This window comes from Neobacillus bataviensis LMG 21833, assembly GCF_000307875.1.
GTDB classification, from domain to species: Bacteria; Bacillota; Bacilli; order Bacillales; family Cytobacillaceae; genus Neobacillus; species Neobacillus bataviensis.
The window spans coordinates 114,220-138,308 of the sequence record NZ_AJLS01000009.1 but is presented as its reverse complement, the minus strand read 5'-3'; the positions used below and the strand labels follow the sequence as shown (position 1 = coordinate 138,308).

Annotated in this window: 25 protein-coding genes and 1 tRNA gene; 1 reads left to right on the top strand and 25 read right to left on the bottom strand. The window is 43.0% G+C overall.

Annotated elements, in window-relative coordinates; translation table 11 throughout:
• Positions 1 to 127: 127 nt before the first annotated feature.
• The 10 genes from secG to BABA_RS02065 all read right to left on the bottom strand — a co-directional run bounded on the left by secG (position 128) and on the right by BABA_RS02065 (position 9,586).
• Positions 128 to 361, bottom strand: a complete 234-nt coding sequence (secG, locus tag BABA_RS02110; RefSeq protein ID WP_007083469.1) for a preprotein translocase subunit SecG — start codon at positions 359 to 361, stop codon at positions 128 to 130.
• 151 nt (positions 362 to 512) lie between these two features.
• Positions 513 to 1,811, bottom strand: a complete 1,299-nt coding sequence (gene eno, locus BABA_RS02105; RefSeq protein WP_007083468.1) for a phosphopyruvate hydratase — start codon at positions 1,809 to 1,811, stop codon at positions 513 to 515.
• 19 nt (positions 1,812 to 1,830) lie between these two features.
• Positions 1,831 to 3,363, bottom strand: coding sequence for a 2,3-bisphosphoglycerate-independent phosphoglycerate mutase (gene gpmI / locus BABA_RS02100; protein WP_007083467.1), 1,533 nt, complete (start codon positions 3,361 to 3,363; stop codon positions 1,831 to 1,833).
• Positions 3,356 to 4,117 (bottom strand): triose-phosphate isomerase, encoded by a 762-nt coding sequence (tpiA, locus tag BABA_RS02095; protein ID WP_007083466.1) that lies wholly within the window; start codon positions 4,115 to 4,117, stop codon positions 3,356 to 3,358. The genes gpmI and tpiA overlap by 8 nt, the downstream gene beginning before the upstream one ends.
• Positions 4,118 to 4,264: 147 nt before the next feature.
• On the bottom strand, positions 4,265 to 5,449 hold the full coding sequence (locus BABA_RS02090; RefSeq protein ID WP_007083465.1) for a phosphoglycerate kinase: 1,185 nt from the start codon (positions 5,447 to 5,449) through the stop codon (positions 4,265 to 4,267).
• A 121-nt stretch (positions 5,450 to 5,570) separates the two neighbouring features.
• On the bottom strand, positions 5,571 to 6,578 hold the full coding sequence (gene gap, locus BABA_RS02085; protein WP_007083464.1) for a type I glyceraldehyde-3-phosphate dehydrogenase: 1,008 nt from the start codon (positions 6,576 to 6,578) through the stop codon (positions 5,571 to 5,573).
• Between the two features lie 54 nt (positions 6,579 to 6,632).
• Positions 6,633 to 7,655, bottom strand: a complete 1,023-nt coding sequence (locus tag BABA_RS02080; protein WP_007083463.1) for a sugar-binding transcriptional regulator — start codon at positions 7,653 to 7,655, stop codon at positions 6,633 to 6,635.
• A 123-nt stretch (positions 7,656 to 7,778) separates the two neighbouring features.
• Positions 7,779 to 8,045 carry a glutaredoxin family protein gene (locus tag BABA_RS02075; RefSeq protein WP_007083462.1) on the bottom strand — a complete coding sequence of 89 codons (267 nt, stop codon included), beginning with the start codon at positions 8,043 to 8,045 and terminating at the stop codon, positions 7,779 to 7,781.
• Between the two features lie 14 nt (positions 8,046 to 8,059).
• A complete protein-coding gene (rpoN, locus tag BABA_RS02070) occupies positions 8,060 to 9,382 on the bottom strand; it encodes an RNA polymerase factor sigma-54 (RefSeq protein WP_007083461.1) in 1,323 nt (440 codons plus the stop codon).
• A gap of 132 nt (positions 9,383 to 9,514) precedes the next feature.
• Positions 9,515 to 9,586 (bottom strand) — tRNA-Arg (locus BABA_RS02065).
• Positions 9,587 to 9,790: 204 nt separating this feature from the next.
• Here BABA_RS02065 and clpP point away from each other — a divergent pair.
• Positions 9,791 to 10,396 carry an ATP-dependent Clp endopeptidase proteolytic subunit ClpP gene (gene clpP, locus BABA_RS02060; protein WP_007083460.1) on the top strand — a complete coding sequence of 202 codons (606 nt, stop codon included), beginning with the start codon at positions 9,791 to 9,793 and terminating at the stop codon, positions 10,394 to 10,396.
• Positions 10,397 to 10,759: 363 nt separating this feature from the next.
• On the opposite strand, the gene BABA_RS02055 is transcribed toward clpP, so the two are convergent.
• The 15 genes from BABA_RS02055 to BABA_RS01985 form a co-directional block, all read right to left on the bottom strand.
• Positions 10,760 to 11,017, bottom strand: coding sequence for an HPr family phosphocarrier protein (locus tag BABA_RS02055; protein WP_007083459.1), 258 nt, complete (start codon positions 11,015 to 11,017; stop codon positions 10,760 to 10,762).
• A 52-nt stretch (positions 11,018 to 11,069) separates the two neighbouring features.
• A complete protein-coding gene (whiA, locus tag BABA_RS02050; RefSeq protein WP_007083458.1) occupies positions 11,070 to 12,029 on the bottom strand; it encodes a DNA-binding protein WhiA in 960 nt (319 codons plus the stop codon).
• A 50-nt stretch (positions 12,030 to 12,079) separates the two neighbouring features.
• Entirely contained in the window at positions 12,080 to 13,066 is a 987-nt protein-coding gene (locus BABA_RS02045; RefSeq protein WP_007083457.1) for a gluconeogenesis factor YvcK family protein, read from the bottom strand.
• On the bottom strand, positions 13,063 to 13,956 hold the full coding sequence (gene rapZ, locus BABA_RS02040; protein WP_007083456.1) for an RNase adapter RapZ: 894 nt from the start codon (positions 13,954 to 13,956) through the stop codon (positions 13,063 to 13,065). Before rapZ ends, BABA_RS02045 begins: the two co-directional genes overlap by 4 nt.
• 71 nt (positions 13,957 to 14,027) lie before the next feature.
• Complete coding sequence (locus BABA_RS02035) at positions 14,028 to 14,486, bottom strand: NUDIX hydrolase (protein WP_007083455.1); 459 nt, start codon at positions 14,484 to 14,486, stop codon at positions 14,028 to 14,030.
• A gap of 405 nt (positions 14,487 to 14,891) precedes the next feature.
• Positions 14,892 to 15,842 carry a thioredoxin-disulfide reductase gene (gene trxB, locus BABA_RS02030; protein WP_007083454.1) on the bottom strand — a complete coding sequence of 317 codons (951 nt, stop codon included), beginning with the start codon at positions 15,840 to 15,842 and terminating at the stop codon, positions 14,892 to 14,894.
• Positions 15,843 to 15,933: 91 nt separating this feature from the next.
• On the bottom strand, positions 15,934 to 17,427 hold the full coding sequence (locus BABA_RS02025) for a tetratricopeptide repeat protein (RefSeq protein WP_007083453.1): 1,494 nt from the start codon (positions 17,425 to 17,427) through the stop codon (positions 15,934 to 15,936).
• Between the two features lie 103 nt (positions 17,428 to 17,530).
• Positions 17,531 to 18,148, bottom strand: a complete 618-nt coding sequence (hisIE, locus tag BABA_RS02020; protein WP_007083452.1) for a bifunctional phosphoribosyl-AMP cyclohydrolase/phosphoribosyl-ATP diphosphatase HisIE — start codon at positions 18,146 to 18,148, stop codon at positions 17,531 to 17,533.
• Entirely contained in the window at positions 18,145 to 18,906 is a 762-nt protein-coding gene (gene hisF, locus BABA_RS02015) for an imidazole glycerol phosphate synthase subunit HisF (protein ID WP_007083451.1), read from the bottom strand. The genes hisIE and hisF overlap by 4 nt, the downstream gene beginning before the upstream one ends.
• Positions 18,903 to 19,631, bottom strand: a complete 729-nt coding sequence (gene hisA, locus BABA_RS02010) for a 1-(5-phosphoribosyl)-5-[(5-phosphoribosylamino)methylideneamino]imidazole-4-carboxamide isomerase (protein ID WP_007083450.1) — start codon at positions 19,629 to 19,631, stop codon at positions 18,903 to 18,905. Before hisA ends, hisF begins: the two co-directional genes overlap by 4 nt.
• On the bottom strand, positions 19,628 to 20,254 hold the full coding sequence (hisH, locus tag BABA_RS02005) for an imidazole glycerol phosphate synthase subunit HisH (RefSeq protein WP_040344908.1): 627 nt from the start codon (positions 20,252 to 20,254) through the stop codon (positions 19,628 to 19,630). Before hisH ends, hisA begins: the two co-directional genes overlap by 4 nt.
• Positions 20,255 to 20,302: 48 nt before the next feature.
• Complete coding sequence (hisB, locus tag BABA_RS02000) at positions 20,303 to 20,890, bottom strand: imidazoleglycerol-phosphate dehydratase HisB (protein WP_007083448.1); 588 nt, start codon at positions 20,888 to 20,890, stop codon at positions 20,303 to 20,305.
• Positions 20,891 to 20,927: 37 nt separating this feature from the next.
• Positions 20,928 to 22,202 (bottom strand): histidinol dehydrogenase, encoded by a 1,275-nt coding sequence (hisD, locus tag BABA_RS01995; RefSeq protein ID WP_007083447.1) that lies wholly within the window; start codon positions 22,200 to 22,202, stop codon positions 20,928 to 20,930.
• A 15-nt stretch (positions 22,203 to 22,217) separates the two neighbouring features.
• Positions 22,218 to 22,841 carry an ATP phosphoribosyltransferase gene (gene hisG / locus BABA_RS01990; protein ID WP_007083446.1) on the bottom strand — a complete coding sequence of 208 codons (624 nt, stop codon included), beginning with the start codon at positions 22,839 to 22,841 and terminating at the stop codon, positions 22,218 to 22,220.
• Complete coding sequence (locus tag BABA_RS01985) at positions 22,834 to 24,006, bottom strand: ATP phosphoribosyltransferase regulatory subunit (RefSeq protein ID WP_040344893.1); 1,173 nt, start codon at positions 24,004 to 24,006, stop codon at positions 22,834 to 22,836. The genes hisG and BABA_RS01985 overlap by 8 nt, the downstream gene beginning before the upstream one ends.
• Positions 24,007 to 24,089 lie beyond the last annotated feature (83 nt).

Sequence of the window (24,089 nt, the reverse complement as noted above, 5' to 3'; positions counted from 1 at the left end):
CTTTTTAGACTAACTTTAATGTGAGCTGGAATTCCGCCTAACTCAGAACTAATTCCGCCAACGGAGGATTCCCCCGCACAATACAGCAAAAAACCCGGCGCTTTGGCCGGGTTTTGACTGTCTTATATTAGATTTTAAAGTAAGTTACAGCAAGAGCAAGGATGAAGAATAATACTGATAAAACAACCGTGATCCGATGTAGAATCAAGTCAATTCCTCGTGCTTTTTGCTTACCGAATAGGGTTTCAGCTCCACCCGAAATGGCACCGGATAGACCAGCACTCTTACCGGATTGAAGTAATACAACCACAATAAGACCAATACTTACGATTACTAATAATGTTACGACAAATGCATGCATGAAGGCCACCTCCTGTTAGACGAACATATCACAGTATATTAAATTTACCATATTCTTAAACTTTAAACAATAGAGTGTTTGTGACAGGTTATGGGAATGGCGGCGTGGAACTGAAAAAGCACCCAACAACAGCTGTCAGGTGCCTCTGAAATTATTTGCTTAAGTTATAGAAAGATTTAAGACCATTGTATTGAGATGTTTCACCTAATTGATCTTCGATACGAAGCAATTGGTTGTATTTCGCTACGCGATCTGTACGTGATGGTGCACCAGTTTTGATTTGACCAGCGTTTGTTGCAACAGCGATATCAGCGATTGTATTATCTTCTGTTTCACCAGAACGGTGGGAAATAACTGCAGTGTAGCCAGCGCGTTTTGCCATTTCGATTGCATCAAATGTTTCAGTTAATGTACCGATTTGGTTAACTTTGATTAGAATGGAGTTGCCGATTCCTTTTTTGATACCCTCAGCAAGCTTCTTAGTGTTGGTAACAAATAAATCATCACCCACTAATTGAACTTTTTTGCCAAGACGCTCTGTTAAAAGCTTGTGGCCTTCCCAGTCGTTTTCGTCTAAGCCGTCTTCGATTGAAATGATTGGGTATTTATTAGCAAGCTGTTCATACCAATCAACCATTTCTGCAGATGTTTTCACAACACCTTCGCCTGCAAGATGGTATTTGCCGTCTTCTTTGTTGTAGAACTCAGAAGAGGCGGCATCCATTGCTAGCATTACTTCTTCACCAGGCTTGTAGCCAGCTTTTTCGATTGCTTCAACAATCGTTTGAAGTGCTTCTTCGTTTGATCCTAAGTTTGGCGCAAAGCCGCCTTCGTCACCAACAGCCGTGTTAAGGCCTTTGCCTTTAAGAACTGTTTTTAACGTATGGAAAATTTCTGCACCCATGCGAAGCGCTTCTTTAAAGCTTGGCGCACCTACAGGCATGATCATGAATTCTTGAATATCAACGTTGTTATCAGCATGTTCGCCGCCGTTTACGATGTTCATCATTGGCACTGGAAGCTGCTTAGAATTGAAACCGCCAAGGTATTGATATAAAGGAATATCTAAGTAGTTTGCAGCAGCATGAGCAACCGCCATAGAAACACCTAGGATTGCGTTAGCGCCTAGCTTACCTTTGTTTTCCGTACCGTCAAGCTCGATTAATGCTTGGTCAACAGCCACTTGGTCAAGTACGCTGTATTCTTCGCCAACAAGATGTGGAGCAATAATTTCGTTTACGTTATCAACCGCTTTAAGAACACCCTTACCAAGGTAACGTTCTTTGTCGCCGTCGCGAAGTTCAACTGCTTCGTATTCACCAGTTGACGCACCGCTTGGCACTAATGCGCGACCGAAAGCGCCTGATTCTGTAAATACTTCTACCTCAACGGTTGGGTTTCCACGGGAATCTAATACTTCACGAGCGTATACATCTGCAATAAATGGCATTCAAATCTCTCCTTAGAAATTATTTAATTAATGTTTTACCAGTCATTTCGGCTGGTTGCTGAAGCTTTAATAAATCTAGCATAGTTGGGGCTAAATCACCAAGAATTCCGCCTTCACGTAATTCCACACCTTGTTTCGTAACAATAACCGGTACAGGATTCGTTGTGTGTGCAGTCATTGGTTCACCTTCAAGGGTAATTACTTCGTCGGCATTTCCGTGGTCTGCAGTTATAATGGCTGATCCGCCTTTTTCAAGGATTAAATCAACGACTTTACCTAAACATTCATCTACTGTTTCGATCGCCTTAATCGTCGGCTCAAGCTTCCCTGAATGTCCGACCATATCTGGGTTTGCAAAATTTAAGATAATGGCATCCACTTTATCATTCTGAATTTCATTCAGCAATGCATCCGTTACTTCATACGCACTCATTTCCGGTTGAAGATCGTATGTGGCAACCTTTGGTGAGTTGATTAAAATCCGCTCTTCGCCAGGAAACTTCGCCTCACGACCGCCGCTCATGAAGAAAGTAACATGCGGATATTTTTCTGTTTCCGCAATTCTTAGCTGCTTAAGATTATTTTGGGACAAGACTTCACCTAACGTGTTGTCAAGGTTAGTCGGTTTAAAAGCTACATAGCCATCTACTGACTCGCTGAAATGGGTTAAGCAGACAAAGTATAGATCCTTTGGATGTTTTAGCCCGCGGTCAAAGTCACGAAAATCTTGGTTTGTAAAGGTATTGGAAATCTGAATGGCGCGATCCGGACGGAAGTTATAAAAAATAACGGCATCGTTATCTTTAATAGTTGCAACCGGCTGACCATCTTCTTTTGTAATCACAGATGGGATCACGAATTCGTCAAAAATTCCATGCTGGTAGGAATCCTCTACTACTTCCAATGGATTGGTGTATGAAGGTCCTTCACCATATACCATGGAGCGGTAAGATTTTTCCACACGCTCCCAGCGCTTATCCCGGTCCATCGAGTAATAACGACCAGAGACCGTTGCGAATTCGCCGACACCTAATTCCTTCATTTTATCCAGTGTTTGCTGGATATATTTCGTGGCTGTTTTTGGACCGACATCACGTCCATCAAGGAAGGCGTGCACATATACTTTTTCCACGCCTTCTTCTTTAGCAAGCTTTAAAAGTGCAAACATGTGTTGAATATGACTATGAACCCCGCCATCTGATAGTAAACCAAATAAGTGAAGCGCAGTGCCCTGTTTTTTCACATGCTTCATGGCTCCTGTGAAGGTTTCATTTTTTTCAAATTCGCCTTCACGAATGGCGATGTTCACACGAGTCAAGCTTTGGTAGACAATCCGGCCAGCTCCGATGTTCAAATGTCCAACCTCGGAGTTACCCATTTGTCCTTCAGGAAGACCGACTGCTTCACCGGAAGCGATTAAATGGGAATGTGGATACGTGCTCCAGAAACGATCAAAATTGGGCTTTTTCGAATGGGCCACTGCATTTCCTTTTGTCTCTCCCCTGCAGCCAAAGCCATCGAGGATAATGAGAGCAACTGGAGATTTACTCATATTGACCTGCCTCCAGTAGCTTTAAAAATGATTGTGCTTCAAGGCTTGCTCCGCCCACTAATGCACCATCAATATCCGGCTGTGCCATGTATTCTTTAATATTTTCTGGTTTCACGCTGCCGCCGTATTGAATTCTTACGGCATCTGCTACATCTTGAGAGAATGCTTGAGCAACCACTTGGCGGATGTGGGCACAAACATCATTTGCATCCTGTGATGTAGATGATTTACCTGTGCCGATTGCCCAGATTGGTTCATAAGCAATGACTGTTTGTTTGACTTGGTCATCAGTTAATCCAGCTAACGCTTTAGCTACTTGGTCGCCAACTAATTGGTTGGTTTCCCCATTTTCGCGCTGTTCTAACGTTTCTCCGCAGCAAACGATCGGTGTTAAGTTATATTTAAAGGCTGCAAGCGTCTTTTGATTAACAGATTCGTCCGTTTCATTAAACATTTCACGGCGTTCTGAGTGTCCGATAATCACATATTGAACTCCAAGATCAGCAAGTGCTTTCGGGCTGATTTCTCCTGTAAAGGCTCCTGATTCTTCAAAGTGCATGTTTTGGGCACCTATTTTTACATCACTGCCTTGTGCTGTTTCCACGAGAGTTTGTAAAAATAATGCAGGTGCACAAATCACAGATTCCATTTTCTCTGAAGCAGGAACAAGACTTTTTACTTCTTCTGCAAAGCTTTTCGCTTCAGAAAGGGTTTTGTTCATTTTCCAGTTACCAGCAATAATTGGTTTACGCATGGGAGGCACATCCTTTCTTGAAAAGTGTAATTTGTTTATATCTTGATGAATTTTGTTCATATTATTTAAAAATTGTTCATATCCTACAGAACTATGTTCATATATTGAAAAATTTGTTCATATTGAGTAACTATTTGTCGATAAAAATTATTTATCGTTCAATGCCATGACGCCAGGAAGTGCTTTACCCTCTATGAACTCAAGAGAAGCGCCGCCGCCTGTTGAAATATGACTCATTTTTTCTGCTAGGCCAAACTTTTCAGCAGCTGCTGCTGAGTCGCCGCCGCCAATGACTGAGTATGTACCTTGTGCTTCGGCAAGTGCTTCCGCAACAGCCTTAGTGCCACCGGCAAATTTGTCGATTTCAAACACACCCATTGGTCCATTCCAGATAACCAATTTTGATTTTTGAATAACATCACGGTAGATTTCAGCTGTTTTTGGACCGATATCAAGTGCTTCCCAATCAGCTGGAATTTCTTCGATTGCTACTACTTTAGAGTTTGCATCTGCTGAAAAATCATCCGCAACAATCGCATCGACCGGCATGTAGAAATTTACGCCCTTCGCTTTTGCTTTTTCCATAAATGATTTCGCAAGATCAATCTTATCAGCCTCAAGCAGAGATTTTCCAATTTCATGACCTTGTGCCTTAATAAAGGTGTATGCAAGCCCGCCACCAATAATCAAATTGTCGACAAGTTCTAATAGATTTTCAATGACACCAATTTTGTCCTTTACCTTCGCACCACCGATAATCGCTGTAAAAGGACGTTCTGGATTGGAAAGTGCCTTTCCAAGTACATCCAGTTCTTTTTCCATTAAGAAACCGGAAACAGCTGGAAGGTTGTGGGCAATTCCTTCTGTTGAAGCATGGGCGCGGTGTGCAGCACCAAATGCGTCGTTTACATATACATCAGCAAGTTCTGCAAATGCTTTAGCTAGTTCAGGATCATTCTTTTCTTCACCAGGGTAGAAACGAACGTTTTCAAGAAGAAGCACATCGCCTTCGTTCATTGAGCTGATCACCGCTTTAACTGAATCTCCGTATGCCTCATCCACTTTTTTCACGTCTTTGCCAAGAAGCTCAGCAAGTCTGACGCCAACTGGAGTTAAGCGCATTTCTTCGACTACTTTTCCTTTTGGACGACCGAAGTGGCTTGCTAAAATGACCTTTGCACCTTGCTCCATCAAATATTGAATGGTTGGCAATGCGGCACGAATCCGTGTTTCGTCGGTAATTTTCCCATCCTGCATCGGGACGTTAAAATCTACCCGGCAAAATACACGTTTCCCTTTTACATCGATATCTTTAAGTGTTTTCTTGTTCATGTAAAGGACCTCCATAAAATTTTGGCTTTTTACAATAAAAAAGGAGGGGGAATCCTCCCCACTCCCCTTTGGAATACCATAAATATTATATATGTTTTGCTATTGGAAATTCAATCCAATATTATAGTCCTTTTGAAGCGATGTAATCAACAAGGTCAACTACACGGTTTGAGTAACCAACTTCGTTGTCGTACCAAGAAAGTACTTTTACCATGTTGCCTTCAAGAACCATTGTTGATAATGCATCAATTGTAGAAGAAACAGTCGCACCATTGTAGTCAGTTGAAACTAATGGAAGTTCGCTGTAAGCCAAAATGCCTTTTAATGGGCCTTCTGCAGCTGATTTTAATGCTGCATTGATTTCTTCAGCTGTAACGTCTTTTTCTAATTCAGCAACTAAGTCCACAACAGAAACGTTAGGAGTAGGAACGCGCATTGCCATACCGTTTAATTTGCCTTTAAGTTCTGGTAAAACAAGGGCAACAGCTTTTGCAGCACCAGTAGATGTTGGGATGATGTTTTCAGCAGCTGCACGAGCACGACGGTAGTCCTTGTGTGGCAAGTCAAGAATTTGTTGGTCATTTGTATAAGAGTGAACAGTTGTCATCATACCGCGTTTGATGCCGAAGCTGTCATTTAATACTTTTGCAAACGGCGCTAAACAGTTTGTTGTACAAGAAGCGTTTGAAATGACATGGTGGTTATTTGCATCGTATTTATCTTCGTTAACACCCATAACGATTGTGATATCTTCGTTGTTTGCTGGTGCAGAAATAATAACCTTTTTTGCACCTGCTTCAAGGTGTTTCGCTGCATCTTCGCGTTTTGTGAAACGGCCAGTTGATTCAACAACTACTTCAACGCCTAGGTCGCCCCAGCCTAATTGTGCAGGATCACGTTCTGCAATAACTTTTACTTTGTGCCCGCCGACAACTAGATATTCGCCGTCAACTGTTACGTTTTCTGCAAGAGTTCCGTGAACTGTGTCATATTTTAAAAGATGTGCAAGCATGTTTGCATCAGTTAAGTCGTTAATTGCTACGATTTCCACATTGCTATTGTTTAAAGCCGCACGAAATACGTTACGACCAATACGTCCAAATCCATTAATTCCAACTTTTACTGCCATGATAAAATTCCTCCTTTTAGTGGGTAAAAATTAATTATATTTTTTTAAAAGGATTTACCCTTTCAATAACCGTTTTGCCACACCTTCATCTGTAATTAATATGGTTGATGACGGTGCTTTTTTTAAGTATGCCTTAATTGCCTTTGCCTTCGATGCCCCGCCTGCCACGGCAATGACGTTCGGGATATGGGCAAGGTCTTCAAGCTGAAGTCCAATCGTTAGAACCTTGTGGACAATCTCGCCTTCTTCGTTAAAATAATAGCCAAAAGCTTCGCCGACAGCCTTCCCGCTTTCAAGCTTCTGCTTAATTTCCGGGTTGGATTTTCGCCGCTCAGCCATTGTAATAGCATCCCCAATTCCGTGGATAACCATGCTAGCGGATTGAATCAAGTTCAAGACCTCGTGAATATCAGGTTCTTTAATGAATGACTCGTAAATTTCAGAACTGACCTGGTCTGGAACATATAAAACACGATGCTTTGAATCAGTGTTTTTTGCCATATTCGAGCAGATCGTATTTGCTTGATTGGCCACGTCCTCGCCAACCCCGCCGCGTGCCGGAACGAAAAGCAGCTCTTCGTGATGATGATTGGTTGATAATCTTTCAGCAACAGCAGCCATGGTTGATCCACCAGTAACAGCGATGATATTTTTCCCGCTCAAAAGCTTTTTCATGCAAAGCGCACATGCCCTGCCTAATTCGCCTTTGACCAGTGGTGATTCATCACTATCTCCGGGTACAATGATGACTTTCTTAATGCCAAGCTGATGCTTTAATTCCAACTCCATTACATCAATACCCTTTAACTCACGCATCAAACCTTCTAAATCCTCGAGTAAATTTTTCCCTTCAGAGGTTAAACTCATTCCCACATTATTTGCGTAAATAAGATCTTGCTCTTTGAGGAAGTCTACTTCACTACGAAGAATCCTTTCGGTGAAGCCAAGACTCACGGCTAGACTTCTTCTTCCCACCGGCTGCATCAATCCAATGTGCCTTAGAATGGTATATCGTTTTTGCAGCACTTGAAGGAGATCGGGTAATAATCTTTTTTGAATATCGATAAATGACTGCATGAATTGCATGCTCCTTTATTCTATGTAGTTGGTCTTAAAATGTCCACCATAGACATATTATGTCCCGCCTACACTAAAAAAAATCACCCCTTGTACGTTTTTAATTGTAGCAGGAGTGAAACCCTATTTCAACTCATTTGATTTAGTTTTTTCCTGCAAACGGTTACTAATATCAAATTTGTCAACAAAACCAAATCCGACCTCTTCACCGTCAAGATGGACAACCGGAATCATCAATCCATAGCGCTCGGTTAATTCATCGCTTGTTTCGATATCGACTTCTTCGAGCTTGAAATTCCATTCCTGTTTCAGCTCATCTAAGGTGACTTTCGCTTTGTCACATAATGGGCAGCGATTCCTTGTATATAAAGTGATGGTCGTTTGAGTCATATTTACTTTCCTTTCTAGTTGAACCTTTTTCGTTTGGATGAAGACGGGATTCCCAACTGATCGCGGTACTTTGCAATCGTACGCCTCGATACAACGATCCCCTCCGTCTCCTTTAATCGTTCCACAATTTCTTGATCTGATAATGGTTTTTCCTTATTTTCTTTTTCTATTAATTTACTAATCCTATTTTTCACTTGAGTAGACGAAGTATTCTCATCCGTTGAAACGGTCTGAATCGTGCTTGTAAAAAATGTTTTTAATGCGAATGTGCCAATAGGTGTTTGCACATATTTTTCACGGACTGCTCGGCTAACCGTTGATTCATGAATAGCAAGTTCCGCTGCTATTTCTTTCATGGTCATTGGCACTAAATAATTTGTGCCTTTTTGAAAAAATGCCAGTTGCTTTTCAACAATTTTCATTACAACCTTTGTTAATGTCTCTTTCCGCTGTTCAATGCTTTTTAAAATCCACTGATAATCCTGAACTTTATCCTCCAAAAAACGACTGACTTGCTGATTCTGGCCATTGAATTTTTTATAATATTTTTCGTTAAAACCAATCCTTGGCAAGGTATCATCAGACATTCTCACCGTAAAGCCTTCCGCTGATTGCTCAACAATCGCATCGGGGATAATATACGAAGTAGTTTCTTTCCCGAGGATTGCGCCAGGCTTAGGATTAAGTAATTGAATTTGGTCAAATATATCTTGAATGTCCTTTAGGGTTACTTTCAGTTCTTTCGCAATCTGCTTCCATTTCTTTTCCGCGAATGGGACGAAAAAGTCGGTAAGGATGCTCTGGGCCAGTTCATTATTGGGATTTTGATAATACATTTGGATCAGGAGGCACTCTTGAAGATCCCTCGCCCCAATTCCCGCTGGTTCAAGCGTTTGAATCACGGCTAAACAATCTTCTGCTACCTCTTCCTCTACTTTTAGTTTTTGGGCAATTTCGCTAAGGTTACCTATAAAGTAACCGTTTTCATCTATATTCTGAATAAGATGACGGATTATTCTTACTTGCTCCGCCGATAGGTTCGAGCTATTTATTTGTGAGATTAAATGGTCTTCCAATGAAAAAGGTTTGTCTGCAATTTGTTCAATCCAATCCTTTTCCGCCTTTTGATGCCGTTTTGGTTTCCGATCAATGAGCGGATTCATCGGCTTAACATGGCCATTTTCAATCTGCATGAGGGGATTTTCTAGCGCTTTATCTTCGAGAAAAGCAGTCAATTCCTGGGCTGAATATTGCAATAATGCAATCGCCTGTGACAATTCTTGTGTCATCGTTAATTTTAACGTCTGCTGCTGCCATAAACCTGCCTTTAAGTTCATTCATATCACCCCTCGTTTCCATTTTACACGATAAAGTGGGATTCGTGTATTGGAAATTGCTTTAATTGAGGAGTTGCTTTCTTTTTTGCAAAAATAAAAACCCCCCGTTTACTGGAAACAGGAGGTTTGTGACGCGCTCGGAGGGAATCGAACCCCCATTTTAAGAACCGGAATCTTACGTGCTATCCGTTGCACCACGAGCGCTAATTTGTTGCGACTTACATATTATATGCCAGATTCGTGAACATTGCAAGTGAATTGTAGGTTTAAAAATGTCAGGAATGGATATGATGAATTAGGGAAAGTTGTCGAAGTTTTTAAAGTCGAATTGTTTGACCTTTATTGACCATCAGTGTATGATAACAATACATAATATTATTACCTTTTCCATTCAAAGGAGGAAGAAAAATGAATTTGATTCCTACAGTTATTGAACAAACAAACCGCGGCGAACGTGCTTATGACATTTATTCTCGTCTGTTAAAAGACCGGATTATTATGCTTGGCAGCGCCATTGATGACAATGTTTCAAATAGCATTGTAGCACAACTATTATTTTTAGAAGCGGAAAATCCTGAAAAAGATATTACCCTTTACATCAATAGCCCTGGTGGAAGCATCACCGCAGGTATGGCTATTTACGATACCATGCAGTATATTAAGGCAGATGTTTCGACTGTATGTATCGGCATGGCAGCTTCCATGGGTGCATTCTTACTTGCAGCCGGTGAAAAAGGAAAGCGATATGCATTACCTAACGCGGAAGTCATGATACACCAGCCACTCGGCGGTGCTCAAGGGCAAGCAACGGAAATCGAGATTGCAGCAAAACGCATCCTCTTCCTTCGTGAAAAATTAAATGGGATCCTTTCAGAGCGCACAGGTCAGCCGCTTGAAGTCATTCAACGCGATACAGACCGTGATAACTTCATGACAGCAGAGAGAGCGAAAGAATACGGCCTGATTGATAACATCGTTACCCGTAACCCTATAGAAACTAAAGATAAAAAATAATTTGATGAGCAATCGGCTTTAATAGGCCGGTTGCTTTTTTTATTTACCAAAATGCAAAAAAGTTTGCTCAAACGGTTAATGAAAGCCCGTTTCATTTTCCAAAAGGCAAAAAAGGTCGCTCAAACGGTTAATGAAAGCCCGTTTCATTTACCTAAATGGTAAAAAGTTATCCCTAACGGTCAATGAAAGCTCGTTGCATTTACCAAATGTGACTTACCACTGCATTTTCCACTTCTAAGGTTACGTAGACTCACTCTACATGACCATCCACTCTCACTTTCCACTTCATCGGTCACGTAAAATCTCTTACGCAAAAATTTAAAAGGGCCCGGCCACAAAAATGAAGCCGAACCCCTTTCTTAATTAATGTTCTTTTTCAATAAAATCCGTTAATACGTTGATGGCTCTGTCTTCATCGGTGCCGTCGGCGATAATATTAATGACAACTCCTGAACCTACTGCCAAGCTCATTAAGCCCATGATGCTTTTGGCATTAACCTTTTTGCCATCCTTCTCTAGAAAAATATCAGCTGAAAAACGGTTTGCTTCCTGCACAAAAAGTGCGGCTGGGCGTGCTTGAAGACCCGTTTTCAATTTTACTTCTACTTGTTTCACCAACATTATACAATTCCTCCTCATGTTTTTTCTATGTTCTTAGAACTAATTCACTATTTCACAAACTTCCATGCTTTAACGCCATATCTCCAGCGCGCAGTTTTTCTGCAATCTCATCAATTTTTCGTAAGCGATGATTAATTCCTGACTTGCTGATGGTTCCGCCGGATACCATTTCCCCTAATTCTTTCAGGGTTACGTCAGGATATTGAACACGGAGTTCAGCAATTTCTCGTAGCTTATCAGGCAAAATTTGTAAGCCCACATTAGCATCGATATAGCGAATGTTTTCGACCTGCCTGATGGAAGCGCCAATGGTTTTATTAAGATTGGCGGTTTCACAGTTTACCAGACGATTAACGGAATTCCGCATATCCCTGACAATCCTGACATCCTCAAAGCGGAGCAAAGCATTATGGGCACCAACAATATTAAGAAACTCAGTAATCTTTTCAGCTTCTTTTAAATAGGTAATAAAGCCCTTTTTTCGCTCAAGCGTTTTACTGTTTAAACCAAATGTATTCATCAATTCACATAAAGAGTCGTTATGCTCTTTATAAAGTGAAGAAATTTCCAAATGATAAGAAGACGTTTCCGGATTATTGACAGAGCCTCCGGCAAGAAAAGCACCGCGTAAATAAGAACGCTTACAACACTTCTTCTTTACAAGTTCCGGTGAGATATCATGAATAATGGTAAATCCTTCACCCAAAATTTTCATGTCTTCAAGAATTTGCTTCGCCTGCTGAGATAAACGAACGATGTAAACATTGTTTTTCTTCAGGCGCATTTTTTTTCGAACTAAAAGCTCTACTTGAATTTGATAGCTCTTTTTCAACAATGTATAGATTCTTCTGGCAATCGCAGCATTTTCGGTTTGAATATCCACCACTAACTTACGATTTGAAAAGGACAGGGAACCATTCATGCGTATCAACGCTGATAATTCAGCTTGAATACAGCACGTTTTCACTTCCAAGTTCGTTAATTCCTTTTTCGTCTCCGAAGCGAAAGACATCCCCTCACCCCTTTATTTAAAAACACTTTATTTTAGCATGTAATTACTATCTACGCTTCATAACGCTTTTTGGTTTCATCTACAAGCAAATTATATAAAATTTTTGCTACCTTTTTCGGATCATGCCTTAACGCACCATTTTCCTGATAGGCAATATCGGCATGCACGACCTCGAGGCCAAGTTCAAATAACTGCGGCAAATCATATAAAACTGGGTCTGCCAATTCCTCATTGTAACGGAGCTGGATATGCTGTGGAATTTCTTCGTTATTAACAAGAATCGTATTGATAAAGGCACAGCTCATATGGTCATAGATCGCCTTCACATGATCACTTGCTGTAAAGCCATGCGTTTCCCCGGCCTGCGTCATCAGGTTACAGATATACACCTTTTTCGCGTGAGAGCGGCATACCTCATCCCCTAAACGCGGGACAAGCAGATTGGGCAGGATACTGGTATACAAGCTTCCGGGACCAATAATGATTAAGTCTGCCTGGCGAATCGCTTGTATCGACTCCGGCAAAGGACGAATCGTTTTTTTGGAAGTTAAAAACACTCGTTTGATTTTTTTACCTGAGTAAGGAATTTTTGATTCCCCCGAAACGATGGCGCCATCTTCCATCTCCGCATGCAAAACCACGCTCTGGTTTGCTGCTGGAAGTACTTTGCCGCGAACATTTAGGATCTTACTCATTTCTTGAATCGCATGAACGAAATTTCCGGTGATGGAGGTCATCGCCGCTAAGATTAAATTTCCAAGTGAATGTCCGGAAAGTTCATTCGATGTTTTAAAACGGTGCTGAAACATCTCTTCAACCAGTGGTTCCACATCTGACAATGATGCCAGTACATTGCGAATGTCACCTGGTGGAGGGATATGCAGATCCTCACGCAAGCGCCCCGAGCTGCCGCCATCATCCGCGACCGTCACAATGGCGGTAATATCGACAGGATACTGTTTTAATCCCCGCAATAAAACAGGTAATCCTGTTCCCCCGCCAATGACGACGATTCGAGGCTGTCCAAACTCTCTCATGTTGTTTTATCCTTTCTCTTCTCAATGTCACGGTGGGTGACGCATGTCTTATAATCATCTTGGAAAAATCGGCCCAGGTACTCTGCTAAGGTAACGGATCGATGCTGCCCGCCGGTACAGCCAATCGCAATCACCAGCTGTGCTTTCCCTTCTCTTTTATAATGAGGAAGCATGAAGCTGAGTAAGTCCGTCAATTTTTCCAAAAATTTATTGGTCTCATTCCATTTGAGTACATAGCTTGAGACCTCTTCATCCAAGCCTGTTAATGGACGCATGTGTTCGATATAAAAAGGATTTGGCAAGAAGCGTACATCAAATACAAGATCCGCATCGATGGGGATCCCATGTTTAAAGCCAAATGACATGACATTGACCGTAAAAAATAATTGTTTATTTGCCGTAAACTCCGTTAATATCTTCTCACGTAATTCACGCGGTTTCATCTGGGAAGTATTGTAAATCAATTGTGCACGGCCTTTTAATCCCTCAAGAAGCTCCCGTTCAAGCGTGATACCCTCAAGAGGTAAGCCTGAATGGGCAAGCGGATGTGACCGCCTTGTCTCCTTATACCGGCGTACTAATGTAGAATCATCCGCATCTAAAAATAAAATCTGCGGTGTCACCCAGGATGTTTCTGCAAGCTCATCAAGTGCTTTAAAGAGGTGATCAAAGAATTCTCTACCTCTTAGATCCATGACAAGGGCAACTTTATTCATTTTATTCCCGGATTCCTTCATTAGTTCAAGGAATTTTGGAAGAAGTGTTGGAGGCAGGTTATCAACACAGAAGAATCCTAAGTCTTCAAAGCTTTGAATGGCTACAGTTTTTCCAGCCCCAGACATTCCGGTAATTATGACCATTTGGATTTCATTTGTCGAACCGGTACTCATGGCAATTCCCCCTATTATTGTCCAGCGCAAGCGCCCTACGCCGCTGACCAGGGCGCTTGCGCTTTTCTTAATTAACTTGGATCTAATCGATAACTAATGAGTTCAAAATCTTTTGTATACGTAAAAGTACCGTAAATAATTCCTTTTCCATGAACCATATAATCAATGATATGTAGATCACCCGCAGCCATTGGCAGACCTTTAATCTGGTCGATTGGATGCCACGCCAGCTTTCCTTCTTCCGATTCATCTACATCGATGCCATCTGATTCGGTGGCAACAAAGGTAAACATCATCCATTCGGAAAGGAGCTCATCACTTTCTTTCATAATCATCGTAAAAATACCTTTTAATTGTGGGTTTTTTAAATAAATGCCCGTTTCTTCGCGGAATTCCCGGATGCAAGAGTCGCGGACCGACTCGCCCGGCTCCATTTTCCCGCCTGGTGCCACCCACCAGCCCCGTCGCGGTTTCTGCAGCAACAATATTTGATCGTTTCTAATTAAAACACAATTCGTAACCCGCTGCATGTATTCACCCTCTTAATAAAGCGCAAGCGCCTTGACTAGGGCTCGAGCTATAATACAAAATAAACTGCTAATTTATTCATTTCATTATACTATTTTTAGAAACCAGTCACAATGAATACAAAATTGATATTTCTGTTAATTTTATTTGGTGCCTGACACCAATTCTACATTTACCATGTTGCGAATGCAGGTAACGGTGCCTGACACCACCTTGTGTGTGAAAAAGTTGGGCAAAAAAAGAGCACAAGCTGCTGAGCCTGTGCAGGAAAGGTATATATTTTTAAAAGGGGGTCAATTTCTCTTATCATACCCTATCTTTATTTCACCACTGTTACAGGATAGTTACTTTTTTATGAATTGTTTGGGCTCGCCATTTTACCGTTACGGCTCATTGCAAACGCCAGGCTATTTCTTTAATTTCATTTCTTCCTTAAGCTCTTCCACATAATGCTGGGCACTTTGTGCGGCAATACTGCCGTCACCGGTAGCCGTTACAATCTGACGAAGCGTTTTTTCACGAATATCTCCTGCGGCGAAAATCCCAGGCACCTTTGTTTCCATGAGCTCGTTCGTCTCAATATAGCCATTTTCATTCGTAATGCCGATGCTTTCAAATGGTTTTGACAGCGGCAGCATCCCGATATAAATGAACACACCATCTGCCGGAAGTGTCTGCTCCTCGCCATTTTGGGTTGAAACGAGCGTCACACTGCCAACCTTACCGTCTTTGTCATTAATTGATTTAATTGTGTGATTCCAGATAAAATCCACCTTTTCGTTCGCAAATGCACGGTCTTGAAGAATCTTTTGTGCCCGCAGCTGGTCACGACGATGAACAATGGTTACTTTGGAAGCAAAGCGAGTTAAATACACGCCTTCCTCAACAGCGGAATCTCCGCCGCCAATGACGTAAAGTTCTTTCCCTTTGAAAAATGCTCCATCACAAACGGCACAATAGGAAACGCCGCGGCCGCCAAGGTCTTTTTCGCCTGGAACACCGATTTTCTTATACTCAGCACCTGTTGAAATAATAACTGAATAGGCTTTATATTGCTTCGCGCCAGCGGTTACGATTTTGTAATCGCCATGATCAACGATTTCTTTAATATCGCCATAGGCATATTCCGCACCAAACTTTTTGGCATGCTCAAACATTTTTGTTGATAAATCCGGCCCTAAAATACTTTCAAAGCCTGGATAGTTCTCCACATCCTCGGTATTGGCCATTTGTCCGCCCGGCATTCCGCGCTCAATCATGAGTGTGGAAAGATTTGCGCGTGATGTATAAACAGCGGCTGTCATCCCCGCAGGACCAGCCCCAGCAATAATAACGTCATAAATTTTTTCTTCAGACATTAAAGTTCACTCCTTATAAAAAAATACGATTAAGTATATTGTTCCCTTACTTAATCGTATATAACAAATGTTTTATCGTCCACGAATTTGCTTACTGCAAATAATTATTCACTAATTTTACATATTTACCGATGGTTGCCGGGGATAGACTGTAGCGCTCAGCCACTTCCTGCTGTGAAACTTTTTCGCTGCGCAGTTTATGCCACAAGTACTCGACCGCCGCGGCCCAGGCACGTTTATTTTTCAAACGAACGTCTGCTTTGGATACTTCAACAAACACCGAAAACCACATTAAATACAACCCTGACTCAATTGCGCCGATAGGGTGATGATTTTCATAAAAGATCTCGGCAATTTCCTGTGCATCTGCGGTTACCGATGGTTTCCCCGACCGGATTAACGAAATATACTCTTTTTCCAAAGTAGTAAATTTCTGATTTTGAAAAAGCCGTTTTGAGGTGATGATTTCTTCCTTTTTACTTGAAACAGTTGTCAGGAAAAGAGCAAATAATCGTTCTTCCACATAGTCACTTTCAAGCTTTTGAAAAATTGATCCCTTATAGTCCTCAAACCCGTTAGCCCGTGGACTTTTATCATTCCAAGGTTCTAAGCCCTCTTTGTCAGGGGTGATTTCAAGCACCTTTTTCCACATGCTTTTTGCAAAATTTTCATAGCCCGTGAAATAAGCCGAATAGGAGAGCCAATAATAAAACGGGCCATCCCCATTAAAACCATACCTATATAACCTTTTCAACCATAAATAAGCAAGCTCATATTCGCCAACCAAGGCAAAGGTTGCCCCCAGCTTAAATTGATACTCGCTGAGCAGCGGCTGGATTTTTTTCAATGGTTCCAACAATTCCCTAGCACTTTCTGTCTGCCCTTGATAATGGGCAAAAACAAGCTTATTGCATAAGGCATGAAGATTCCCCGGATTTCGCTCCAGTACATCTTCTAGGATGGCTTCCGCTTTTTCCACTTTCCCTAAATAAAAGTAGGCAAGTGCTAAATTGTTATAGGCAGACCAGTATTCCGGAAATTCCTTGACGACCTCTTTTAACAGCTCTATGGCCTTTGGAAAGTAACCGGACTCTAGCAGTTCGCGAGCCTGCTCTTGTTTGATAATAAGATCGTCCTCTTGATACAGCTCATCCTCAAAGTCATCTGACTCCAAAGTGAGCAGATCAAGCAAATCCTCCGTGTCTTCCGAAAAATCACCATCAGGATCCAGCTGTAAATAAAGCTTACTGTGATGATACGCATCTTTAAAAAATCCCATATGGGCATAATTATTCGCTAAAAAGTAATGGCATTCCGCCATTTCCGGGTCAAGTTCTTCAATGACGAGATGCAAGAGTCGGTTGGAATTTTCAAACTCGCCAAGTTCGGTTGACACAATCGCCAACTGGCATGTAATCATCGGTTCGCCCGGCTCAAGCTGCATCGCCCGCCCAAGATATTTTTTTGCCTTTTTGAAATCACGTCGATGGTATGCCTTTAAACCCTTCGTGAAATAATATTCCCCCGTAGGAACAAATGATAATAGTTTTCCTTTTTGCATTCTTGCCGTCAAGTCTTTCACCATGAAGTCCTCCACATTTTTTAACATAACTTATGTAGTATAACACATTTAGGGCTTGTTCGGAGAAGGTTCCCGAAATTTAGGCGAAAATAAAAAACCGGTGCGATTAGGACCGGTCTTTGTGTCTTTCTTCTAGTGTTCTTAAAACCTCAGTGAAGGGAAGTCCTTGTTCTACTAAAAGCACTTGCAAGTGGTAGAGTAGATCTGCCGCTTCCCATCTAAGTTCCTCATGGTCACGGTTCTTGGCAGCGATAATGACCTCGGCTGCTTCCTCACCGACTTTTTTCAAAATCTTATCCACGCCTTTTTCAAAAAGGTACGTCGTATAGGCACCCTCTGGGCGCTCACGCTCTCGTTCCATGATCACTTTTTCAAGCGATTGTAAGATTTGGTAATCATTCAAGTTCGTTGAACTTTCCACGATGCGTTCTGAAAAACAACTTACTGCTCCCGTATGGCAGGCAGGGCCTTTTGGATTAACAAGCACTAATAACGCATCTTGGTCGCAATCATAGTTGATGCTGACAACGGTCTGTGTATTGCCGCTGGTAGCTCCTTTGTGCCACAATTCCTGACGAGAACGGCTGTAAAACCAGGTTTCTCCTGTTTCAATCGTTTTCGACAGCGATTCCTCGTTCATATAGGCGAGTGTTAATACTTCTTTCGTTCCGGCATCCTGAATAATCGCAGGTACGAGCCCTTTTTCATCAAATCGAACATTCATCGTATGCTCACTCCTTTTTCCCGCAAATAGCTTTTAACTTCATCTACTGACGTTTCTTTGTAATGAAAAATCGAAGCTGCTAAGGCGGCATCGGCTTTTCCAGTTAAAAATGCTTCTTCAAAATGTTCAACATTCCCGGCTCCGCCTGAAGCGATGACCGGAATTGTAACGGCTTCACTAATTGCTTTGGTTAGTTTTAGATCAAAGCCATTTTTCTCGCCATCGCTGTCCATGCTGGTTAATAGGATTTCGCCAGCACCTAGGTCTGCAGCCTCTATTGCCCATTCTACAGCTGTTTTTTCTGTGGGTTTTCGTCCGCCATGGGTATAAACGCGCCATGTTCCTATTTGTGGGTCAAATTTGGCATCGATGGCAACAACGATACACTGAGAGCCGAAGTAGCCTGCGCCTTCACGAATTAAATCCGGATTTAAAACAGCTGCTGTGTTGAGTGACACCTTGTCCGCACCGGCACGGAGGATTTTTTTCATATCCTCCAGAGAATTAATTCCGCCGCCAACAGTAAAAGGGATTGCCAGTTCAGATGCAACGGACTTCACGACTTCAATCATCGTCTTTCTTCCTTCTACTGATGCGGAGATATCTAGAAATACGAGCTCGTCAGCCCCTTGTTCATCGTAAAATCGTGCCAGTTCAACAGGGTCGCCGGCGTCACGGAGCTGGACAAATTGAATGCCTTTCACCACACGGCCGTCTTTGACATCAAGGCAGGGAATAATTCGTTTTGTAAGTGTCATCTTGATGCCACCTCTTCCAGTGCTTCCTTAAGGGTAAAACGATTTTCGTACAGGGCTTTTCCAACAATTGCTCCGCTTATATTTTTTGCGGTCGATAATACTTTTAGATCGGCAAGACTGCTTACCCCGCCGGAGGCGATGACATTTTTCCCAGTCACCTCGCACATTTCGCAAACAGCGGCAATATTGGGGCCTGAAAGCGTGCCATCGGTGGCAATATCGGTAAAAATAAACGTCTCCGCTCCTGCATCCGCAAACCTTTTTCCAAGTTCAACCGCCTTGAGAGCGGAGGTTTCAAGCCAGCCGTGTGTCGCCACATAGCCGTTTTTTGCATCAATTCCGACTGCGATTTTTGCCCCGTATTTCTTGATCATTTCGATGGCAAAGTCAGGATTCGATACGGCAATACTGCCAATAATCACACGATTGACACCATTTTCAAGATAGTGGTTGATATCTTCCTCAGAACGAATGCCGCCGCCAATTTGAATATTTGCCTGCAGCTTTTGGGCTGCTTCTAGCACAAAGCGGTCATTGATCCGTTTGCCATCCTTTGCCCCGTCAAGGTCAACCATATGTATCCATTCGGCGCCGGCTTCTGCAAAGCTTTGCGCCATATCAAACGGTGAATCCCCATAGATGGTTTCTTTCGCATAATCCCCTTGAAGGAGACGGACGCAGTTTCCGCCACGCATATCAATTGCCGGATAAATCGTGAAGCTCATTGTACTGCCTCCCTTTCCTGCACCGTCTGTAAAAAGTTATTTAGCAAGGCCATCCCAAGCCTGCTGCTTTTTTCAGGATGAAATTGCATGCCATATATATTGTCTTTGCCGACAATTGCTGAAACTTTTTCATGGTAATCCGTTTTTGCGAGTAATACCTCGGAATTTTCCGCATCCACATAATAGGAATGCACGAAATAGACGTAATCCTCGGTTAGGTTTTTTAGTAATGGTGATTGCTTTGTGAACTCCAGTTTATTCCAGCCCATATGCGGGACTTTATAGGTTTCACCAAGCTGTGTTTTGCCAGGAAAACGGCGGACACTGCCAGGTAACAATCCCAATCCTTTGGTTGGGCCATTTTCCTCACTTTGTTCAAACAAAAGCTGCATACCAAGGCAGATGCCTAGCAGCGGTTTCCCTGTAGCCGCAAAATCCTTTATCGTCTCCACAGGCAGGCGTTCCATTGCATCACGGAAAGAGCCAACACCCGGGAGTATTAAGGCATCTGCTTGAAGTAATTTCGTTTTATCTGCGGAAATAAAATAGTCGGCGTCTAATCGCTCTAAGGCCTTACTCACGCTGAAAAGATTCCCCATGCCATAATCAACAATTCCAATCATTGCCCCTGTTGCCACCTTTCTTGGCGTGATATTGTTGTCAGGCACCATTTACAACATCCCCTTAGTGGAAGGTACGCCTTTGATGCGCGGGTCGATGGTTGTGGCTTCGTCGAGTGCTCGTCCCAATGCTTTGAAGACGGCTTCGATCATGTGGTGCGTATTTTTGCCGTAATGAACGATAACATGAAGGTTCATCCGTGCCTCTAGTGCGAGCTTCCAGAGGAATTCATGTACTAGTTCGGTATCAAAGGTCCCTACTTTCTGTCCCGGAAACTCGGCTCGCATTTCAAGGTGCGGGCGGTTGCTGAGGTCGACTACTACCTGCGCAAGAGCTTCATCCATTGGAACAAAGGCATTTCCGTATCGTTTAATCCCCTTTTTGTCGCCTAATGCTTCACGAAGTGCGTGACCTAAACAAATACCGATATCTTCGGTTGTGTGGTGATCATCGACTTCTGTATCGCCTTGGGCATCGACTGTGAGGTTGAATTGTCCATGTTTCGTGAATAAATCAAGCATATGCGTCATGAATGGGACCCCAGTATCGAGCCGGGATTGACCCTCTCCATCGATTGCTAAAGATAGTTGAATTTTGGTTTCATTTGTATTTCTTTCAATACTTGCCGTTCTTTCCATGAAGGGTGCCTCCTTGAATTATCACTCTGCTTGTATACTATTGATCATTTGTAAGTCTAATCTCCACCGCCCGAGCATGCGCCTCGAGCCCTTCCGCACGGGCAAAGGCGGCGATTTTCGCGCCATTATCCTTTAACGCCCGTCCACTATAAACAATCACGCTAGATTTCTTTTGAAAATCATCCACATTCAGCGGGCTGGAGAATCGGGCTGTTCCGTTTGTCGGCAGCACATGGTTCGGCCCGGCAAAATAATCGCCAACGGGCTCTGAGCTATAGCGGCCAATAAAGATAGCCCCGGCATGACGGATTTTCCCAAGTTGCTCCATCGCATTTTCGGTGATGATTTCAAGATGTTCTGGTGCTAACTGGTTCACCGTTTCAACCGCTTCGTCAAGATCATTTGTTACATAGATAACCCCGTAATCCGTAATTGAACGAGCAGCAATTTCCCGCCGTGGCAGCAATGCCATTTGCTTTTCAACTTCCACTGACACCTTTTCTGCCAACTCCAAAGACGGTGTAACCAGAACACTGCATGCCCGCGGGTCGTGCTCCGCCTGCGATAGCAAGTCGGCCGCAACCTCGTCTGCCCTTGCTGTTTCATCTGCTAAAATCGCAATCTCACTCGGTCCGGCAATCATGTCAATATCAACATCGCCGAATACCTCCCGTTTCGCAAGCGCAACAAAGATATTTCCTGGTCCAGTAATTTTATCCACAGCGGTAATTGACTCAGTCCCGTAAGCAAGCGCGGCGATCGCCTGGGCACCGCCAATCTTATAAATTTCTTCCACACCCGCTTCTTTAGCCGCGACGAGCACTGCCGCTGGTAATTTCCCATTGCTGTCAGGCGGTGACACCATCACGATTCGTTTAACTCCAGCCACTTTGGCCGGAATCACATTCATCAGCACCGATGATGGATAGGCCGCCGTTCCGCCAGGGACATACACACCAACCGAGTCGAGCGGGGTTATCTTTTGACCAAGAATCGTGCCATTTTCCTCCGTTTTCATCCACGATGGCCGGAGCTGCTTTTCATGAAAAGTGCGAATATTTTCCGCAGCCTCACGAATGATGGTGATCAACTCCGTTTCCACTTCACCATATGCTTCCTTAAATTCTTTTTCAGTAACGGAAAAAGAGGCAAGGCGGACGCGGTCGAATTTTTCCGTATACTCTCTTAACGCTTCGTCTCCGCGATCACGAACCTCCATAATAATTTTTTTTACAACAGCCTGCTGCTCGGAGGTGCCGGCTTCAATCGAGCGTTTGATTGAAACAAGTTCATTTACTTTAAGTATTTTCATTCGAAAAACCCCCAATTAAACTACTTTACTAAGTCGTTCCACCATTTCATCAATCTGCAAATCCTTGATGCGGTAACTGACGGGGTTCACAATAAACCGCGATGTCACGTCAATAATTCTTTCATATTCGATAAGCCCGTTTTCCTTTAGTGTCCGGCCGGTTGACACAATATCCACAATCCGGTCAGATAAGCCGATTAACGGGGCAAGCTCGATGGAGCCATTTAATTTGATAATCTCAACCTGTTCGCCTTGCTCGCGAAAATAGGCTTCGGCGACATTCGGATATTTCGTAGCGACTCTTGGAGCCACTTCGTTCATTTTTGTATCAGGAAGTCCGGCAACCGCCAAATAGCAGTGGCTAATTTTGAGATCAAGGAGTTCGTATACATCCCGCTCCTCTTCTAGCAAGACGTCCTTTCCGGCAATGCCGACATCGGCAACACCGTGTTCCACATATGTAGCGACGTCCATCGGCTTTGATAAAATAAACCGTAAGCCCTCCTCGGCAACATCGATAATCAACTTGCGCGAATCATCAAATTCCGGCGGGAGCTTGTAGCCCGCTTTTCGGAGTAATTCAACCGCTTCTTCAAAAATCCGGCCTTTCGGCATGGCAATCGTTAGGATGTTACTCATTGGCACTACCCCCGATTAAATAAGTAGTCTCGGTAAATCTTTTTGTAAAAGCATCCAGATTTTTGACACCGGTAATATCCTGAAGCACGACCCTTTTTCCCTGCTCATGCATTTCTGAAGCCAATAGAAAGGCTTCCTTGCGCCGCTCTTGGCTGAAAAAAATACAGTGAGTTGTATTTTCTAACTGTGAGCTTCCAAGCGCCTCAAGCAGCATATCAATCCGAACAGCAAATCCTGTGGCGCTAGCGGCCTTTCCAAACTTCTCCATTAAACTATAACGGCCGCCATTTCCAAGCGGAAAGCCAACATTCCCGGCATAGGCTTCGAATAGAATACCGGAATAATAGCTCATATGGCTGACAATGGTAAAATCAAATTTTACAAATTGTTCAACGCCGTAATCCTTAATGACATCCCACAGCTCTTTCATCTCGATAATCGCTTGCTTCCCCTTGTCATTTTCAATAATATCGAGGGCTTGACCGATGACCTCTTCACCACCTCTTAATTGGAGGAGCTGTAAGAGTCTTTGCTTATCAATCGATGATAGCTGCAAGGAATTCACATGTTCACGGTAGCCAACATAATTTTTTTCATATAAAAATTTACGCAATGCATCGGCACGTCCGTTGGTTCCAAGGATTTGCACGAACAGTTCCTGGGCAAAGCCAACATGACCAATCGACACTTGGAATTCACTGAGACCTGCTTTTTTTAACGAAGAAATCAGCAAGGCAATCGCCTCGCCATCGCATGAAACAGTATCTTCATTCAAGCATTCAACGCCAATCTGCTCAAACTCTGCCGGCCGGCCGCCCTCACGCTGCTGGGCACGGAAAACATTGGCGGAGTAGGCTAATCTTACGGGAAGATCCTCGTCTAATAGCTTTGAAGCCGCCACCCGGGCGATGGGTGCGGTCATATCAGGCCTGAGCACCAGTGTATGCCCTTCTTTGTCGAGCAATTTAAAAAGCTGCTGGTCAGCAATCGCTGAGGCCGCTCCAACGGTTTCGTAGTATTCAAGTGCCGGTGTTTCGATAAATTGGTAGCCCCAAAGTTTCATCGTTTCCGCCATACTTGACCGAACGCGATGCTTCTTTTCATATAACTCTGGCAGCGTATCACGCATCCCTAAAGGCTTTTCAAACATAAACAAGCGACTCAATGTGTTCACCCTTTTCTATTTCATTGCTTTAGTCTGCTAAATTGGTAGTATATTAAAGATAATTATTAGTAGTGTACCCCTTT

Bases quoted from the DNA above. Each gene is read 5' to 3' on its own strand.
- secG (WP_007083469.1), bottom strand. From the start codon at position 361: ATGCATGCATTTGTCGTAACATTATTAGTAATCGTAAGTATTGGTCTT.
- eno (WP_007083468.1), bottom strand. From the start codon at position 1,811: ATGCCATTTATTGCAGATGTATACGCTCGTGAAGTATTAGATTCCCGT.
- gpmI (WP_007083467.1), bottom strand. From the start codon at position 3,363: ATGAGTAAATCTCCAGTTGCTCTCATTATCCTCGATGGCTTTGGCTGC.
- tpiA (WP_007083466.1), bottom strand. From the start codon at position 4,117: ATGCGTAAACCAATTATTGCTGGTAACTGGAAAATGAACAAAACCCTT.
- BABA_RS02090 (WP_007083465.1), bottom strand. From the start codon at position 5,449: ATGAACAAGAAAACACTTAAAGATATCGATGTAAAAGGGAAACGTGTA.
- gap (WP_007083464.1), bottom strand. From the start codon at position 6,578: ATGGCAGTAAAAGTTGGAATTAATGGATTTGGACGTATTGGTCGTAAC.
- BABA_RS02080 (WP_007083463.1), bottom strand. From the start codon at position 7,655: ATGCAGTCATTTATCGATATTCAAAAAAGATTATTACCCGATCTCCTT.
- BABA_RS02075 (WP_007083462.1), bottom strand. From the start codon at position 8,045: ATGACTCAAACGACCATCACTTTATATACAAGGAATCGCTGCCCATTA.
- rpoN (WP_007083461.1), bottom strand. From the start codon at position 9,382: ATGAACTTAAAGGCAGGTTTATGGCAGCAGCAGACGTTAAAATTAACG.
- clpP (WP_007083460.1), top strand. From the start codon at position 9,791: ATGAATTTGATTCCTACAGTTATTGAACAAACAAACCGCGGCGAACGT.
- BABA_RS02055 (WP_007083459.1), bottom strand. From the start codon at position 11,017: ATGTTGGTGAAACAAGTAGAAGTAAAATTGAAAACGGGTCTTCAAGCA.
- whiA (WP_007083458.1), bottom strand. From the start codon at position 12,029: ATGTCTTTCGCTTCGGAGACGAAAAAGGAATTAACGAACTTGGAAGTG.
- BABA_RS02045 (WP_007083457.1), bottom strand. From the start codon at position 13,066: ATGAGAGAGTTTGGACAGCCTCGAATCGTCGTCATTGGCGGGGGAACA.
- rapZ (WP_007083456.1), bottom strand. From the start codon at position 13,956: ATGAGTACCGGTTCGACAAATGAAATCCAAATGGTCATAATTACCGGA.
- BABA_RS02035 (WP_007083455.1), bottom strand. From the start codon at position 14,486: ATGCAGCGGGTTACGAATTGTGTTTTAATTAGAAACGATCAAATATTG.
- trxB (WP_007083454.1), bottom strand. From the start codon at position 15,842: ATGTCTGAAGAAAAAATTTATGACGTTATTATTGCTGGGGCTGGTCCT.
- BABA_RS02025 (WP_007083453.1), bottom strand. From the start codon at position 17,427: ATGGTGAAAGACTTGACGGCAAGAATGCAAAAAGGAAAACTATTATCA.
- hisIE (WP_007083452.1), bottom strand. From the start codon at position 18,148: ATGAATGTTCGATTTGATGAAAAAGGGCTCGTACCTGCGATTATTCAG.
- hisF (WP_007083451.1), bottom strand. From the start codon at position 18,906: ATGACACTTACAAAACGAATTATTCCCTGCCTTGATGTCAAAGACGGC.
- hisA (WP_007083450.1), bottom strand. From the start codon at position 19,631: ATGAGCTTCACGATTTATCCGGCAATTGATATGCGTGGCGGAAACTGC.
- hisH (WP_040344908.1), bottom strand. From the start codon at position 20,254: ATGATTGGAATTGTTGATTATGGCATGGGGAATCTTTTCAGCGTGAGT.
- hisB (WP_007083448.1), bottom strand. From the start codon at position 20,890: ATGGAAAGAACGGCAAGTATTGAAAGAAATACAAATGAAACCAAAATT.
- hisD (WP_007083447.1), bottom strand. From the start codon at position 22,202: ATGAAAATACTTAAAGTAAATGAACTTGTTTCAATCAAACGCTCGATT.
- hisG (WP_007083446.1), bottom strand. From the start codon at position 22,841: ATGAGTAACATCCTAACGATTGCCATGCCGAAAGGCCGGATTTTTGAA.